Genomic DNA, 16,105 nt, shown 5'->3' with positions numbered 1-16,105 from the left:
GGCAGGGGGATTTTGAAGGTGAAACAAATAAGGGGCATTTTGTTTGATAAAGATGGTACTTTATTAGACTTTTATTCTAGTTGGGTCCTACTGGCGACGCAAATGGTAGATTGTTTATTAGAAAAAATCGGTATAACCGATCATCCTCTGATAAAAGAAAGATTACTTAACTCTATCGGTTTGCATGGAAATCATGTAGACCCCCTAGGTTTCCTGGCAAGCGGTACCACACAGGATATCTTTGAAGCGTTTGTTCATGAGCTAAGGGAAATAAATGTGAATCAGGATAAGCTGGAGCATTTGGCTGATTGGATGACCACTGAGTTATATAGATTAACAAGAGAAAATAGGGAGAATTTAAAACCGACTGCTGATTTACCTCATTTACTCGAAATACTTCGCCAACATGGGATGAAAATTGGCGTTGCAACGGCGGACGATCGAGATTCCACGAATTTCTTTTTAGACAAGATGGGTATTCGAAGTTATTTTGATTTTATTGGTACTTCGGATTACTACGAGAAAAAACCGAGTCCCAAAATGATTCAAACATTTTGCGAGATTGTTCATATAAGCGCAGAAGAAGTCGCCGTTGCTGGTGATACCGTTGTCGATCTTCAATTTGCTAAGAATGGATCAGCGGGCTTGGCGATCGGTGTTCTTTCTGGTGTAAGCGGAACAAACGAGCTTAAGGAACTGGCTGATATTATTTTAAGCTCTGTGGGAGACATTATTGCGGAGGACGGCCGTTTGATTTGGCAGAATGAACTCAAATAATGCGAGATTGGACATTTGTATGGATTGCAAGCATATTTGAGGTCTGTTGGGTAACTGGATTGAAGCATGCGGATCACTGGTGGTCATGGCTTGGAACTATAATTGCTATTTTTGTTACTTTCGATATGTTAATTCGTTCTTCAAACAAGTTGCCGATTGGAACCGTATATGCCGTCTTTACTGGACTTGGTACCTTTGGGACTGTCGTGGTGGAGATCATCGTTTTTGGAGAACCATTTAGTTGGGCGAAATTATTCTTCATTCTTTTATTACTGGCCGGTGTTATTGGACTAAAAGTGATTACGAAAGAATTAGAAGAGGAAGGAGCTCAAGCGTAGTGGCTTGGATTTGCTTAATTTTCGCAGGTGCTTTTGAAATTATGGGAGCTTTAAGTTTAAATAGACTAAACAAAGACAAGAGTTGGAAGTCCATCATCTTGTTGATCGGCTGTTTCTCCTTGAGTTTTTTACTGTTATCACAAACGATGAAAACCATTTCTATGGGGACGGCCTACGCGGTTTGGACCGGAATAGGAACGGTTGGAAGCACGATAGTCGGTATGTTTTTATATGGTGAGTCTAAAGATTGGCGGCGGTTATTATTTATTAGTATGGTCGTTATCGCGGCCATTGGCTTGAAACTAGTGGCGTCATAACAATTATATTGTCTGAATTATCGGAACACTGGAGGAGAGAATGTGAAAATCGGTTTAGAAACAGAGAGCTATCATCTGCAATTTATTACCGGACGCATGGATATTTTTCAATTTATTAGAAAAACGGCTGAATTAGGTTTGGACGGGGTTATGATCAATATTGTGAAGTGGCCAGGTTTACCGGGTTGGGGGACTCTCGCCTCGTTCGAACCGGATTATTTAAAGCGAGTGAAGGCTGAAATTCAGAAGTACGGATTTTTTGCGGAAATTGATACGAACGGAACGGATCCGGAACACTTGTCGCAAGTGATCGAGGTTGCTCATCAAATCGGCGCAGATGTCATTCGAACATACACTTGTATCGGAGAATATGACCTGGAGAGTCTGAAAAAAGCTCCTGGGAACATTGGGCAAATTGTGCCTTTGCTTCAGAAATACAGAATTAAATTAGCCGTGGAAAACCATGAGACAGAGCTGACGAGCGAGGTCATCCAAATTATCGAGGAAGTCAACAGTCCTTGGGTAGGAGCGCACTGCGATATCGGCAATGGCATGATGGCATGGGAAGATCCGGTTGAAGCTGCCAGAAAACTTGCTCCGTACGCGAATACTACCCATTTTAAAGACCACATCATCGTTCATGACGGCGAGGATTACCGGGTATGCGGAGTTCCTGTCGGTACAGGTAATATCGACACGGAACAAATTTTTAAAATACTGGTCGAACAATCGATTCTAACACGGATTAATGTGGAAATGTGTTTCCCTTACGCAGCATCCTTCAAGAGAGAGCCTGGAGCCGGCGGCGTGTTTGAAGTCGGTGAAGGAGCGTTCGAAGTTAAGCAGCCTCCTTATGCATTGACGGTCATCAAACCGCTTGATTATTATTATCCACCGGAGGAGCTTTTGGAAAAAATGCTCGATGACCAAGAAAAAGGCGTGGAACAATCCGTTGCGTATACGCTGGCTTTAAGAGATAAGTATTGCCGATAGCAATAGAAGAAAGGAAAAAAACGTCTCCATTCCCACTTGCGTAGTGGTTTTGGAGGCGTTTTTGCATGTTATTTTGGGATAGCCCCTTTGTGAAGATAAAATGCTCACAAACGATTCTTCTCCTGCTGTCGGAATTTACCTGGTGGCAGCTTCTTCTCTTCCATGAAGGTACGAGAAAAATAATGAACAGAAGAAAAGCCTGTGATTTCGGCAATTTCTTTAATTGAAAGCTCGCTTGTCAGAAGCAAGTGGGCTGCTTGGCGTATGCGTTCACTTCGAATGAAGTCGGTAAAAGTCTCATGTATGCCCTCTGAGAATAAGCGTGATAGATGACGTTCGGAGACGTTGAGATAACCAGCAACATGTCCAAGTTGAAGCGGCTGGGATAAGTTATCGCGGATATAAAGCTTTGCGCGCTGCAGTAGGATATGTGTATTTTTACGGTGAAAGTAAGGTTTAGTTATGTCTTTTCCGAATAATGAAAGAAAGGATACTAGAAGAGCATAGGCAAGTGAGGGAATCGCAGCAGGTGGCAAGCTCCCCTTCCCTTCTTGAATCAAGAGTGACTTCCACAAGTGGGAAGTTGGGTGATTGTCAGCTTCATGAATGCAGACCTCGGCATGCTCAGCTAGATCGCTGAAGGCTTCACGCATAGAATCATCGCTTTGTGTTTCATCTAATTCGAATGCAACATAAACAATAAATAAGCCCTCTTTCGTACGAATTTGATGATTAATCCCCGGTCTCGAACAAAAGTGTGTACCTGCCCTGAGCGGATAGACAACACCTTTTTCCGTATACTCTCCCTCACCATCCAAGATATAACAAACCTCAAAGAAAGAATGCTTATGGGGCTGATTGTCAAACAGGCAGGGGTTAACTCCCCAATATTGAATTTTGAAGCAAGCGGCGGGTCCATGAATGACGTTCAGCACTTCATTAAGCATAGAATCGGTTTCTTTACATAGATACATTGGTTTCATCCCTTACTTATAAAATGTCCTTATTCTGCAAAAAGGTGTCCTTTGGTGAAAAAGACAAAATGCCATTCATTTTCCTATAATTATAGATAAGAAAGCGAATAAATATCAACCGGATAAATGGAGGAATGGCCTATGATCGAACAAAAAGATGTGGATTTTTATAAAGAAAATGGGTATTTACTCGTTAAGGGAGTTTTCAATCAACAGGAAGTTGAAGAAATGAGACAAGGCGTTGAGGGGATCATAAGCCGTGCTGCACAATCAAAGAATGATCATAATTCAGCATGGCAGGGCGACTTTCTTCCGGCAGAGGAGCTAAAAAAGCTAGTCTTAAAAGGTTTTCATGATGTGCATTATCACGATGCCGCGTTTATGCGAGCGGTGATTCATCCGAATATGGCTGCTGTGCTGACGCAGATTATTGGTCCTAACGTACAGCTGCATCATTCCAAAATGCTTGTTAAACCGCCAGAGAATGGCGCGGCTTTCCCGATGCACCAAGATTATCCTTATTTTCCGCACGAAAAGCACACCATGCTAGCTGCAAGTGTGCATCTGGACCATGCCGATGAGGAGAACGGCTGCCTGCGTGTCATTCCAGGTTCGCATCGCACCGGCTCCTTGCCACATGTTGGTTCTCATTATTTGAATCATAAGGAATACCCGATTAAAGAGGGGACGCCTTGCGTGGCTGAAGCGGGTGATGTTCTGTTCTTTAATTACTTGACGATTCACGGTTCAGAGTCGAATAAGAGCTCTAGAACAAGAAGGAATGTATTGTTCCAATACCGCGAAGCCAGTGATTTTCCGACCGAAAATACGCATTTTGATTGGGGTATGGGTCTGATGGTAAGCGGGAAGAATCCGAATTTCACGAAGGTCAAACCTGATTTTAAAATCATCTAATAGAAGGAAGTAGGAGGCGCCCTAGGGTTGCCTCTTTTTTATCATTGCTTCTGTTTGGAATCTGCTTTTGGTTCAAAGTTCATACAGGGCTTGCCGGAAGATGAAAGTACACGAAGACTGGGCATTGTCTGTGTTTTGAAGCCGTATGCTTTGCAGCCTCTAGGGAAATTGGCATCCCATGTAATGTAGAAATGTTGGCATTTCATGCAGTTGATACGTTGTGATTCCGTCATATCTGTCCCTCTTATTTTAAGATAAATCTATTATAACCTATTAAAATGACGAATTTAAATAGGATTGGAACTGTCGACAAGAAGAGGCAAACCTTTCACAGCCATTAGGTTAGTATTAATCCATGATGGAAGTCACTGTGAGGAGGAATGGGAGTTGAAAACGTTTGATGTCATCCTAATTGGGAGTGGCCACAATGCTTTAATTACCGCTGCCTATTTAACACGCGCTGGGAGGAGCGTACTCGTTCTAGAGAAAAATGATCGTCCAGGCGGTTTCCTGCGTACGGAGGAGCTTACTTTACCGGGGTTCAAGCATGATGTCTATGCAGCCGCACATCCTCTTCTATTGACAGGTCCGGCTTATGCCGACCTTGGCGAAGCGCTTGAAGCTCGCGGATTACGCTACATAAACACGGACCTGCCAACTGGAGTCTCCATGGAGGACGGGCAAACGGCTGTATTCTCACGATCGTTCGAGGCGTTAATTGCAGAAGCCGAACGACTTGCTCCTGGCGATGGAGCTGCTTTAGCGGCTATGTTCGAGGCATTTAATCCTTATGCAGCGGATGTTTTTGCTTTATTTAATTTGGATCTATCACGCTCCAAAGCCTCAACTATCATCGAGAAACTTTTACATACGAAGGGAAGTAAAGGATACTCCGAATTTGCGGCATCGATTTTCTCGACCGCACGTAATACCGTAAGTTCCTTTCAATCTCCTGTACTCCGAGCTATGTTGGCGCCGTGGGTATCTCATCTTGGGCGTACGCCTGATGAAGTCGGCAGCGGGATTTGGGTACCTCTTACAGCAATGGCATTAATGGGAGGGGGAATGCCAATTCCCGAAGGTGGAAGCGAAAAGCTTGCCCAAGCACTTGCCCAGCTTATTCAGGACCAAGGTGGTATCATCCTCACGGAACAGGAAGCAGAGCGAATTGTAGTGAAAAACGGACGTGCAATTGGTGTGCGGACTTCGAAGGGAGAGGAGTATCGGGCGAAGCAAGCAGTCGTTGCGTCAACAAGTCCAGATCGTCTCTATCTCTCACTTTTGGCTGATGCTGAGATTAGTCCTCCGCTGCGCGAACAAGCGAAACGGTTCCGCTATGGCAGGGGCTGTGTACAGATCCATCTCGCTCTGAGTGAACCGCCGCAATGGCCGGATGCTCGCTTTGCCAAGGTCGGTCAGCCGCATTTAACGGATGGACTCGATGGATTCACACAGGCCATTGCACAAGGAATGGCGGATTTACTTCCAGCCAAGCCAACCTTCACTGTGGATTGTTCCACGAATCTGGATCCGTCTCGTGCGCCAGAAGGAAGGGCTATCATGCGTATTCAGGTGCTTGAGGTACCATGTCGTCCTCGCGGTGATGCAGCTGGTCTTATCGATGTCGGTGATGGCAGTTGGACTCCGGAGCTTACGGAGCGTTTCACTGAACGAGTACTTACGATAGTTGGCAAACATATCCCTAATATTCCGAGTGCCATTATTGGCCATGCCGTTGTCACACCAGATACGATTGCCAGATTCAATCCTAATTCCGGTCCAGGTGACCCGTACGGCGGTGCTCATGATTTGGTGCAAAGCTACCTGTTTCGTCCCCTACCGGGGCAACCGAGTCATCAAACAGAAATTCCAAACGTATATATGTTGGGTGCGGCAACTTGGCCAGGGCACGGGATCAATGGAGGATCGGGTTATATAGTCGCCCAAAAGCTGTTGAAATAAAGATGAATAGCAGAGTGTCCTGAGGGTTTATCACTTTTCTGATTTATGCTGTACGATAGGTGGTGGTAAATATAGTAAGTTTAGGGGGGAATAATTTGCATTGGACGCGTAGGGAGTTAAAAGACAAGGCCAAAAACGTTCTGCGGACATCGTATTGGAAAGCTTTTCTAGTTAGTTTGGTATTGGCCGTAGTTAGTGGCGGGGTATCAAGCTGCTCATTTAATTCGGGTGGAAGTACATCGATGAGTCTTCCTGGGTTAAGTGGCGGAACGGGTGATGTCTCCGACGGAGCAGGTCTCGCTATTATCCTTATCTTTGTCTTCTTGGCAGTCGTGATTGGACTAGTGGCGTTAGCTTTTAATATCTTCATAGTGGCTCCGCTAACAGTGAGCGTACAGCAATATTTTAAACAGGCTGCACAAGATGATGTAAACATGAACTATCTCGTTTATTCGTTTACGAAAGGCAATTACTTAGCTATTGTCAAAGGTATGTTTTGGAGCGGCTTACTTAATTTTTTATGGTTTTTGCTGCTCTTTATTCCAGGTATCGTGAAGTCGTACGCGTACAGCATGACGCCTTATATTTTGGCTGATAATCCTGGGATTGGGATGAAGAGAGCTGTTGATCTAAGCAATCAAATGACACGCGGGCAGAAGTGGAAAATGTTTGTGTTGGATCTTTCCTTTATTGGTTGGTTTATTCTAGGAACGATAGCAATAGGAATTGGCGTTTTATTCGTACTGCCTTACTATTACTCAACCAAAGCGGAGCTTTACTTGGTCCTTCGTGGGCAGGCGTTACATGACGGGATAAGCAGCAGCGCGGAGTTGAATTTGCCTTATGTTTAGCTCGTGAGGGAAATAGCAAAAGGAGCCTGTCGATGTATCGAGAGGCTTTTTTCTTGTTGTATAGGAAATTATGCAAGATGCCGATTTGTGGATAAGTGGTGTGAAATGAAAACGAAAATGGAAATGGAAGGGATGCATGTTGAGAGGCAATCCCACGGGGAAGTGAATACAGAATTACGGATATTCTCTAAAACCTAAAAGGACCGTCAGAGTGATTTTCCCATCCGCTCCTTCTACCAATTAGCCAAACAATAATTGTTCATCCACCTGTGTACATATTCTCTTATAACTGTTTCCCAAACTGAACACGCACCGGCATCACCAGATTTTAGAGGAACGTAGAAGCTTTATTTTTCTCAAAACCGCGAAATTCACGTTTTCGCGGAACGAGGAGCCTCTATTTCCCGCTTTCGAGTTGAGAAAACCGGTAAAACGCCAAAATAGTGCCCCTACGTTCCGCGTGCGGGTCCCGCATCGACATAATCACCGAAATAAAGGCTCCTCGTTCCCCGCGATCCTAAGATTTGCAGCCTAAATGTTCGAAATCACTCCACAGAGTTTCGCTTTCAAGCCGACCTATAATCCAGTGGATTTGACCACTTTTTTGCTGTAGGACATTGCAGGGACAGAAAGGCGTTCCAAAGAATAATGCTTGAGCTTGAGCGGTTAATAGGCTTAAAACCATTGGAGCAAATCCAATGAAATTCAACATGCTACTCGTGAATCCATCATTCCATTGGACATTATGCAATGGAATTTCCTCCCAAGCCTACTCATGAGCCAGTTTCGGAAAATACATTGCATTTTATCCAATGGAATTGCTTATGAACACTTCAATTAAGAGATTCCATTGGATCTTGTGCAACAGAATCTATTTAGACATCTAACTCCCCTAAACCTAAACCACTTTTGTTTAAATTCCTTCGTTAACACTACTCCAGTTTCAAAATACCCAGCAATTCAGGTAATGTGGCAATCTCATAATTTGGGCGATTGTGAATCGGCGCCGTTCGGTTATGATGATTGATCCAAACGTTTCGCATACCAACCGCTAACGCCCCTTTAATATCTGTATCTAAATTATCGCCAACCATGATGGTTTCTTCCACGGTGGTACCGAGCAGATTCAGAGCATGCTCAAAAATAGTCGGATCAGGTTTCCCTTTGCCGAAGGAGCCGGATATAAGAATATGATCAAAGTAAGCCGCTAAACCAGGAATGCTGTCTACTTTTTCCTGCTGCAGGTCTGGAGCGCCGTTCGTCATCAGCAGTAGTTGATATTTGTGATGCAAAGCATCCAATACCTCGAAAGTTGTCTCATAAACCAAGGGACGCTCTCTTCGTTCGCGAGCAAATCGTTCGGCAAGCACTTCACCTAATAGGGGATCATCGATGCCTAGTTGGAGCAAGCCTTGTGTCCACGATTCCTTCTGGTAGATTGGGGCGAATTGTTCCAACTCCAGAAAGGAAGGATGCTCTCTCGAATCGAAGCGTCCCCAGAGTGCTTCCAAGTGAGTAACCTCAATCATTTTGGCAAATTCATAACAGGCTATTGCACGAAATAGGTGCTCCGATGACTCGCGTACCGCACTTTCAAGTGCTGATGCATTCACGTTGACGGACTCGTAAGCCACGCGGCATGTTTCTTGAAATGCTTCATGTATACTTTTTTCATCCCACAGTAACGTATTGTCTAAATCAAAAATAATCGCTTTGATAGGTTTCATTGTCCACAATCCTCCCCTATGTCCTATACATAATTTGCTTCATAAATAAAAGGAAGTCAACCGTAATTTTATAGAAAATAATAAAAAGTACAGCCGGTATACAACTAAAACAAAACAAAACAAATAAAAAACACAAAATTTACATGGATTTAACCTTGCGATTACAAATACTATGTAAGATATAAATAAGACGCAACCAATTCCACATGAGGTCAAACAGGAGGTATTTCAATGATACAAGCAGTTGTTTTTGATTGGGCGGGGACGATGGTGGATTACGGTTGTTTTGCTCCGTTAAATGTATTTATGGAAGTTTTCCGCAAACGAGAGATTGCGATCACAATTGAAGAGGCAAGAGCACCGATGGGGCTGCTCAAGCGAGATCATATTCGTGAGATCTTACGGATGGAGCGGGTAGCTAGCTTTTGGTGTGAGCGTTACGGCCAGCTTCCACAGGAATCCGACATTGACGCGCTTTATGCTGATTTCGAGCCCATGCTGTTAGCGATCGTGCATCAATATGCCGAGCCGATCCCTGGGGCTCTAGATCTGGTAGAACGCTTGCGTCAAATTGGTATCCGTATCGGCTCAACAACAGGCTATACAGCCGAGATGATGGCAATTGTAAAAGTTGAGGCGAAGAAGCGAGGCTATGCACCTGACCATTTGGTCACACCGAATGATGTACCTGCGGGACGTCCTTTTCCTTGGATGATGTACGAGAACGCTGCTGCTCTGAACGTCTTCCCCATGTATAACGTAATCAAAGTAGGGGATACGGTGAGTGACGTTCAAGAAGGCGTTAATGCCGGTGTTTGGACAATCGGTGTAGTAAAGGGCAGCAGCGAGCTGGGCATGAGCGAAGATGAGGTAGCGACTTTTCCTCCCGATAAGCTGCAGGAGCGCATGGATGTAGTAGCAGCTAAATTTCGCCAAGAAGGCGCCCACTATGTCATAGATTCAATCGGTGAGTTGGATATTTTAATCCCAGTTATCAATCAACGACTTCAAAGAGGAGAACGACCATGATAAATATCAATCAATTGCCAGACAATCCGTACCTATTGTTAACCCCAGGACCTTTGTCGACAAGTAAAAAAGTAAAGGCAGCCATGCTTCGCGACTGGTGTACATGGGATCAAGACTATAATCAGCTGGTTCAGTCGATACGCAGCCGCCTTGTAACGATGGCATCCAGTAAACCGGATGATTACACGACCGTGCTTATGCAAGGGAGCGGCACTTTTTGTGTAGAATCCGTGATTGGTTCGGTTATTCCTAGAAACGGAAAGCTGCTCATTTTAACTAATGGCGCTTATGGAAAACGAATAGCTCAGATGGCGGAAGTCCTCGGTATTTATTCAATTGTATTGGATTCAGGGGAAACTAAGCCGGTGAATGTGAAACAGATGGAGGAAGTTCTGAAGGTGGATACGTCCATCACGCATGTGGCTGTTGTTCACGTTGAAACGACCACGGGGATGATGAATCCCATTGCCGATGTGGCTCGTGTGGCTAAGCAGTACGGTAAAACAGTCATTGTGGATGCAATGAGCTCCTTTGGTGGCATTCCCATTGATGTTGCAGAGCTTGGCATTGATTATTTAATCAGCAGCGCCAACAAATGCATTCAAGGTGTGCCGGGCTTTGGTTTCATTATTGCTCGTAAAGAACCCTTGTACACATGTAAAGGCTTGGGTCGTTCCTTGTCTTTAGATCTCTATGATCAATGGGAGACAATGGAGCAAGGTAACGGCAAGTGGCGATATACATCGCCTACACATACCGTTCGTGCTTTTGATCAAGCGCTTCAGGATTTAGAGGAAGAGGGAGGCGTTGCACGTAGATTTGCAAGATTCACGAGTAATCAACAGACATTAGTTGCAGGCATGCAGCGTATGGGATTGCAGACTTTATTGTCGGCCGAGCTCCAATCTCCAATCATTACGTCTTTCTTATATCCGGATTCACCTGTGTTTTCCTTTGATGAGTTCTACACACGTATTAAACAAGAAGGCTTCGTCATCTATCCAGGCAAAATAACAACGGCTGCTACGTTCCGAATTGGCAATATTGGTGATGTTCATCTCCCTGACATTGAACGATTGCTGGTAGGTATGGAAAAGCAGTTATTTTGGAAAACAACTTAAAAACAATTAAATAAATATAAAAACAATATCTTAACTTGCATTTAATACCAATTTTACAAAGCAATTTTATAATGAATATATCAGGAAGAAGTAAACCAACTGGTACCAATACAAAGGAGTGGGGTAAGCAAAGATGAAAAGATCGATTGGTAGTGCAGCAGCTATGTTGACGGTTGTATGTATGTTAGCAGCTTGTGGTGGTAAGGCAGTAAATACGGACGGAGCGAAAACAAGCCCAGCAGCAACACCGGCAGCAAGTTCAAGCGCAGAATTAACCGTGGATACCAAGAGCAAGGATTTAACGGTATATACGGCTTTGGAAGATGATATTATCAAAACGTATCTGACGACTTTTAAAACGAAATATCCCGATGTGAAAGTAAATATTGTTCGTGATTCCACAGGGATTGTCACAGCAAAATTGCTTGCCGAGAAAGATAATACCCAAGCTGACGTTGTATGGGGATTAGCAGCAACAAGCTTGTTGGTGCTTGATCAAAATAGCATGTTGGAGCCCTACGCTCCTAAAGGTGTAGAGCGTATTCTTCCGGAGTTTAAAGATAAAAATACGGTAACCCACTGGGTAGGTATTGATGCATGGGAAACAGCGTTCATCGTCAACAAAGTGGAGATGGAGAAACGCAAGCTGGCTATTCCACAATCCTATGAAGATTTGGCGAAACCGGAATACAAAGGGCTTATCACCATGCCGAACCCATCTTCTTCAGGAACTGGCTTCTTGACTGTATCCGGTCTCGTTCAATTGAAAGGGAAAGATGCAGCTTGGGACTATATGAACAAATTGCATGAGAACATTGCGATGTACGTACACTCCGGCTCCAAACCAGCTAAATTAGCAGGTACAGGCGAATATCCAATCGGCATTTCCTTTGGTTACCGTGGTATTCAGGAGAAAAAAGGTGGTTCGCCGGTTGAAGTCGTATTCCCTAAGGAAGGTTCCGGCTGGGATGTAGAAGCGAATGCACTTATGAAAAAGAAAGTGGTTAAGCAAGTTGCAAAAGACTTCCTTGATTGGGCAATTACCGACGAGGTTATGAAAGAATACAACAAGAACTATGCGATTCTAGCCATTAAAACAGATTCAGCTAAAGTACCTGATGGTTACTCTGTAGATCCCATGAAACAACTGATTAAGAATGATTTGAATGATGCTGCGAAAAATCGCGATACGGTTTTGGCAGAATGGGACAAGCGTTTTAACGCGAAAAGCGAACCGAAAAAATAGGGAAAACCATAAAACGGCTGACTGCGGACTAAGCCTTGCAGCCAGTCGTTTTGCATCAAAAGGATATTAAAAAATGAAACACAACCAAAACAAACAAATTACACAGAAAAGACAATAGGTTAATAAAACGATAACAATCCAAGCTTATACTAAAACTATCAAGACTAAGGAGGCTGCTTGCCATGACACAAGCTTACCTGTCCATTCAAGGTGTAGATAAATCATTCGGCTCTTTCAGCGCTTTGAAAGAGATTAATATTGATATTCAGAAGAACGAATTCATATGTCTGCTCGGTCCAAGCGGCTGCGGGAAAACAACATTACTCCGTATTATCGCTGGCCTAGAGAAGCCATCGCATGGCCGTATTACCGTTGGTGGCAGAGACATTACCTCACTGCCTCCTGCCCAAAGAAACTTCGGTATGGTGTTCCAATCGTACGCGCTATTTCCAAATCTAACGGCCTATCAGAATGTGGCTTATGGCCTGCAAGGCAAGAAGTTCTCGAAGAAAGAAATCGACGACAAAGTTCGGGAAGTCCTCTCATTAGTTGATCTGACGCATCTTCATGATCGTTATCCGGCTCAGCTCTCCGGCGGACAGCAGCAGCGTATTGCGCTGGCACGTGCTATTGTGCTTTCGCCAGATTTCCTACTTCTGGATGAGCCGCTTTCCGCTTTGGATGCCAAAGTTCGGATTAAGCTTCGTGAGCAAATCTGTGATTTGCAAGAAAAGCTCGGCATCACGACTGTTATGGTCACGCATGATCAAGAAGAAGCCCTCACGATGGCTGATCGTATTGTGGTGATGAAAAACGCGGAGGTCGTGCAAATTGGTACTCCAGAGCAAGTGTATGATGAACCGAATTCACCCTTTGTCGCCGATTTTATAGGATCGATTAATTTCTTGAAGGGTGATCTGCAAGGAGGGTACTCGTCGCAAAGGAATTTGGCAGTTCGACCCGAACATATTCGATTGTCTGCTCCAGGTTCGAGCAGCGGAATTCAGGCGATTGTCAAGCATGTCGAGTTTAGAGGCGCTTTCTACAGACTGCTGCTTCAACCAATTGCTAGATTCGGAATTGAACATGGAGATGAGCTTCTAACTGTCGATGTCTCTGCTCATATCTCGCACCAACTCGGGCTTACGAAGCATGCTGAGGTTACGGTTGAATTCCCGCAAGAGAAAATGATTACCTTCTCAACTGAAGCTATGGTAGGTGCCTAATGAACAAGGGAACAGTCATCATGAATCTGCCCAATCGTCGCAACTGGGGAGCCTTCTTTTCTTTACAAAATGTGTTGATCGTTGTGCTTGTACTGACCTTGATGACGAGCACACTAATCCCGCTAATCCTATTATTCAGTAAGGCATTCCTGAGTAAAAATGCGGAATTCATCGGATTCGCCAACTTTATCCAATATTTCTCAACACCATCATTAATTCAATCGTTATCGAATACGATTTGGATTTCAGTGCTTTCCACGGCCATCGCAGTCGCGCTGGCTTTCGCGTATGCCTATGGAATAAGCCGGACGGCCATTCGTGGCAAAAGCTATTTTCATTATATTGCGCTGCTGCCGCTCTTTGAGCCGACGATGATGCATGGGATTGCGCTAACGTATTTGTTTGGGAATCAAGGTATCATCACGAACGGATTCTTCGGTCTCTTACCAGGGCTGCGGATTCCTATTTATGGACCGATCGGTATCGTCATATCGGAGGTCATTTATTTATTTCCGCAAGCCTTTCTTATCTTTATCACTGCATTGTCGATTACCGACCAGCGGCTCTATGAGGCAGCGGAATCGCTTGGCGCTAATAAAGTGAAAACCTTTCTTACGGTTACGTTACCGTCAGTCAAATATGGCTTAATAAGTGCTATTTTCGTTTGTTTTACAGCTAGCTTTACGGATTTTGGGGCACCTCAAGCTATCGGAGGAAAGTTTAATGTGCTTGCAACGGATATTTACAAACAGGTCATAGGCCAGCAAAACTTATCCATGGGTGCAACGGTTGGCATCTTATTGACGATTCCTGCGGTCATTGCATTCGCTGTAGACCGATTCGTCGACAGGAAGCAGCGTTCGATGCTTTCTTCCAAATCAACACCTTATCGGGTTCCGGATGGGCGCACAAGGGACAGGCTTTATCAAGTGCTGTGTTGGGTTATTTCCATCGCGATCTTGATCCCATTATTGACGATTTTGTTTGCTTCACTGATCAAGGTGTGGCCTTACAATTTGAGCTTTAGCTTGAAACATTTCGATTTCTCGAGTGTAGCGGGGTCGGGTTTGGAACCATTTTGGAATTCGCTTAAAGTATCATTCATAACAGCAATAATTGGGACCATAATGACCTTTGTTTTCGCTTATTTAATTGAAAAGTCGAGAACGATGAAGGGACTTCGGCAGGTCGGATATTTCCTTTCTATTATTCCGCTAGCGCTTCCGGGTATGGTTATCGGTTTGGCATATATATCTTCTTTTTTAACGATCCAAGCAATCCGCTCAATTGGATATATGGGACGATGGCGATCATTGTGCTTGCGAATATCACACATTTCTATGCGGTTCCATTCATTACGGCAACAACGGCTATGAAAAAGCTAGACAAAGAATTCGAGCTCGTCTCGGAGTCCATGCGCGTCCCTTTTTACAAAACATTTCTGAAAGTAACGGTTCCCATGTCCTTGCCGGCAATCGTAGAGATTGCCATGTACTTTTTCGTCAACTCGATGGTTACTGTTTCTGCGGTTGTATTCCTCCGGTCTGCGGATATGAACTTGGCTGCTGTCGCCTTGGTGAATATGGAAGATGCAGGGGATGTTGCTGCTGCTGCCGCGATGTCTACACTTATTGTAGCGACGAATATTATCGTTCGTATCGTGTATGAGCTCATTTTGAATAAGGTGAAAAAGAGAACAGCTGCTTGGCAAATGCCTAAGTAAGACCATATAATTACATTAAAATGCTGCACATAAACTGGGGGCTTACACGACATGTCGTTAATCGGTGAAGAGCGGAAGGATTACATTCTTAACCAGTTGAACCTGGAAGGCAAAGTAAAAACGAATGATTTGGTAGATAATTTGAATGTTTCTTCGGAGACGATTCGTCGCTATTTGGAGGAGCTGGAAGAGGAGAACAAGTTAAAGCGGGTGTATGGCGGTGCAGTCAAGATTAATTTATCTCGGGAAGAGCCATCCCATCTGAAAAGGGAAGTCCTGCATGCAGATGAGAAGCGCAAGATCGGAAGAGCTGCTGCTACATTTGTAGAGGACAATGATGTCATCTTCATTGATGACGGCACAACGACCCTACATGTGATTGATTATTTGCTTAACAAAAAGAATCTAACGGTGTTGACCACTTCGATTCCAGCTTTGTACTTGCTGATTGATTATAAGAACAAGGAACTTTATTCTGGGGACATTTATTTCCTAGGTGGCAAGGTGAATGCCATGCATTCTCGGGTTACGGGTTCACTGGCTGAGAAAATGGTAGAAAGCTTTTACGCAGATAAAGCTTTCCTTTCTGTAGACGGCATGATGATAGACAAAGGGATAACGGGCTTCGATGAAGAGAAAGGTCAATTGACGGCGCAATTCATTAAACATGCTAAGCAAAGCATTGTTCTAACCGATCAATCGAAGTTTGGCCTCGTGCAATTTTATAAAATTGCTGACTTGAAGGAGATTGACATTATTGTGAGTGATGTCCCTGCGCCTCAAGAATGGGAAGAGTATTTGGTCAAAAAAGATGTGACTTGGATCGCAGCGCAATAATGTTGATAAGAAGAATCTGGCAGCTGGCCAGGTTCTTTTTTTCTACGACGGACCAATTAACGCACACAG

The 16,105-nt window shown here is 44.1% G+C and carries 15 protein-coding genes and 1 pseudogene; 13 read left to right on the top strand and 3 right to left on the bottom strand.

Features of this window, described 5'->3' with window-relative positions; all coding sequences use genetic code 11:
* The first annotated feature begins 18 nt into the window (after window positions 1-18).
* From GC102_RS19885 to GC102_RS19870, 4 genes are read left to right on the top strand one after another with little or no spacing between them, the layout of a single operon-like run.
* On the top strand, window positions 19-777 hold the full coding sequence (locus GC102_RS19885; protein ID WP_171691096.1) for an HAD family hydrolase: 759 nt from the start codon (window positions 19-21) through the stop codon (window positions 775-777).
* Window positions 774-1,115 (top strand): DMT family transporter, encoded by a 342-nt coding sequence (locus GC102_RS19880; RefSeq protein ID WP_312883337.1) that lies wholly within the window; start codon window positions 774-776, stop codon window positions 1,113-1,115. The genes GC102_RS19885 and GC102_RS19880 overlap by 4 nt, the downstream gene beginning before the upstream one ends.
* The gene (locus tag GC102_RS19875; RefSeq protein WP_171691094.1) at window positions 1,115-1,432 is read left to right on the top strand and encodes a DMT family transporter; all 318 of its coding nucleotides are present in this window, start codon (window positions 1,115-1,117) and stop codon (window positions 1,430-1,432) included. The genes GC102_RS19880 and GC102_RS19875 overlap by 1 nt, the downstream gene beginning before the upstream one ends.
* Before the next feature lie 42 nt (window positions 1,433-1,474).
* Window positions 1,475-2,425, top strand: coding sequence for a sugar phosphate isomerase/epimerase family protein (locus tag GC102_RS19870; RefSeq protein ID WP_171691093.1), 951 nt, complete (start codon window positions 1,475-1,477; stop codon window positions 2,423-2,425).
* Window positions 2,426-2,529: 104 nt separating this feature from the next.
* Here GC102_RS19870 and GC102_RS19865 read toward each other — a convergent pair whose 3' ends face one another.
* Window positions 2,530-3,399 (bottom strand): AraC family transcriptional regulator, encoded by an 870-nt coding sequence (locus GC102_RS19865; RefSeq protein WP_171691092.1) that lies wholly within the window; start codon window positions 3,397-3,399, stop codon window positions 2,530-2,532.
* A 141-nt stretch (window positions 3,400-3,540) separates the two neighbouring features.
* Here GC102_RS19865 and GC102_RS19860 point away from each other — a divergent pair, with 141 nt between their 5' ends.
* Entirely contained in the window at window positions 3,541-4,314 is a 774-nt protein-coding gene (locus GC102_RS19860) for a phytanoyl-CoA dioxygenase family protein (RefSeq protein WP_171691091.1), read from the top strand.
* Window positions 4,315-4,355: 41 nt separating this feature from the next.
* Here GC102_RS19860 and GC102_RS19855 read toward each other — a convergent pair whose 3' ends face one another.
* On the bottom strand, window positions 4,356-4,547 hold the full coding sequence (locus GC102_RS19855; RefSeq protein WP_171691090.1) for a uracil-DNA glycosylase: 192 nt from the start codon (window positions 4,545-4,547) through the stop codon (window positions 4,356-4,358).
* Window positions 4,548-4,701: 154 nt separating this feature from the next.
* Here GC102_RS19855 and GC102_RS19850 point away from each other — a divergent pair, with 154 nt between their 5' ends.
* Entirely contained in the window at window positions 4,702-6,276 is a 1,575-nt protein-coding gene (locus GC102_RS19850; protein WP_171691089.1) for a phytoene desaturase family protein, read from the top strand.
* Between the two features lie 95 nt (window positions 6,277-6,371).
* The gene (locus GC102_RS19845) at window positions 6,372-7,127 is read left to right on the top strand and encodes a DUF975 family protein (protein WP_171691088.1); all 756 of its coding nucleotides are present in this window, start codon (window positions 6,372-6,374) and stop codon (window positions 7,125-7,127) included.
* A gap of 932 nt (window positions 7,128-8,059) precedes the next feature.
* Here the strand turns inward: GC102_RS19845 and GC102_RS19840 are convergent.
* On the bottom strand, window positions 8,060-8,854 hold the full coding sequence (locus GC102_RS19840; protein WP_171691087.1) for an HAD family hydrolase: 795 nt from the start codon (window positions 8,852-8,854) through the stop codon (window positions 8,060-8,062).
* Window positions 8,855-9,085: 231 nt separating this feature from the next.
* On the opposite strand from GC102_RS19840, the gene phnX reads away from it, so the two are divergent.
* From phnX to GC102_RS19810, 6 genes and pseudogenes are all read left to right on the top strand, one after another.
* Window positions 9,086-9,883, top strand: a complete 798-nt coding sequence (gene phnX, locus GC102_RS19835) for a phosphonoacetaldehyde hydrolase (protein ID WP_171691086.1) — start codon at window positions 9,086-9,088, stop codon at window positions 9,881-9,883.
* Window positions 9,883-11,004: a 2-aminoethylphosphonate--pyruvate transaminase gene (gene phnW / locus GC102_RS19830; RefSeq protein WP_376769393.1), complete on the top strand. Its 1,122-nt coding sequence runs from the start codon at window positions 9,883-9,885 to the stop codon at window positions 11,002-11,004. Before phnX ends, phnW begins: the two co-directional genes overlap by 1 nt.
* Window positions 11,005-11,137: 133 nt before the next feature.
* A complete protein-coding gene (locus tag GC102_RS19825; protein WP_171691084.1) occupies window positions 11,138-12,250 on the top strand; it encodes a putative 2-aminoethylphosphonate ABC transporter substrate-binding protein in 1,113 nt (370 codons plus the stop codon).
* Window positions 12,251-12,432: 182 nt separating this feature from the next.
* Entirely contained in the window at window positions 12,433-13,476 is a 1,044-nt protein-coding gene (locus tag GC102_RS19820; RefSeq protein WP_171691083.1) for a putative 2-aminoethylphosphonate ABC transporter ATP-binding protein, read from the top strand.
* A 20-nt stretch (window positions 13,477-13,496) separates the two neighbouring features.
* Window positions 13,497-15,199, top strand: a pseudogene (locus GC102_RS19815) (putative 2-aminoethylphosphonate ABC transporter permease subunit).
* Window positions 15,200-15,250: 51 nt separating this feature from the next.
* The gene (locus GC102_RS19810) at window positions 15,251-16,036 is read left to right on the top strand and encodes a DeoR/GlpR family DNA-binding transcription regulator (protein ID WP_171691082.1); all 786 of its coding nucleotides are present in this window, start codon (window positions 15,251-15,253) and stop codon (window positions 16,034-16,036) included.
* Window positions 16,037-16,105 lie beyond the last annotated feature (69 nt).

This window comes from Paenibacillus germinis, from assembly GCF_013141785.1.
Taxonomy (GTDB): domain Bacteria; phylum Bacillota; class Bacilli; order Paenibacillales; family NBRC-103111; genus Paenibacillus_E; species Paenibacillus_E phytorum.
This window is presented reverse-complemented; position numbering and strand designations above follow the sequence as displayed.

What these genes read in the sequence shown, in the direction of transcription:
- GC102_RS19865 (WP_171691092.1), bottom strand. Translation starts at nt 3,399, where the DNA reads ATGTATCTATGTAAAGAAACCGATTCTATGCTTAATGAAGTGCTGAAC.
- GC102_RS19860 (WP_171691091.1), top strand. Translation starts at nt 3,541, where the DNA reads ATGATCGAACAAAAAGATGTGGATTTTTATAAAGAAAATGGGTATTTA.
- GC102_RS19855 (WP_171691090.1), bottom strand. Translation starts at nt 4,547, where the DNA reads ATGACGGAATCACAACGTATCAACTGCATGAAATGCCAACATTTCTAC.
- GC102_RS19840 (WP_171691087.1), bottom strand. Translation starts at nt 8,854, where the DNA reads ATGAAACCTATCAAAGCGATTATTTTTGATTTAGACAATACGTTACTG.
- phnX (WP_171691086.1), top strand. Translation starts at nt 9,086, where the DNA reads ATGATACAAGCAGTTGTTTTTGATTGGGCGGGGACGATGGTGGATTAC.
- GC102_RS19825 (WP_171691084.1), top strand. Translation starts at nt 11,138, where the DNA reads ATGAAAAGATCGATTGGTAGTGCAGCAGCTATGTTGACGGTTGTATGT.
- GC102_RS19820 (WP_171691083.1), top strand. Translation starts at nt 12,433, where the DNA reads ATGACACAAGCTTACCTGTCCATTCAAGGTGTAGATAAATCATTCGGC.
- GC102_RS19810 (WP_171691082.1), top strand. Translation starts at nt 15,251, where the DNA reads ATGTCGTTAATCGGTGAAGAGCGGAAGGATTACATTCTTAACCAGTTG.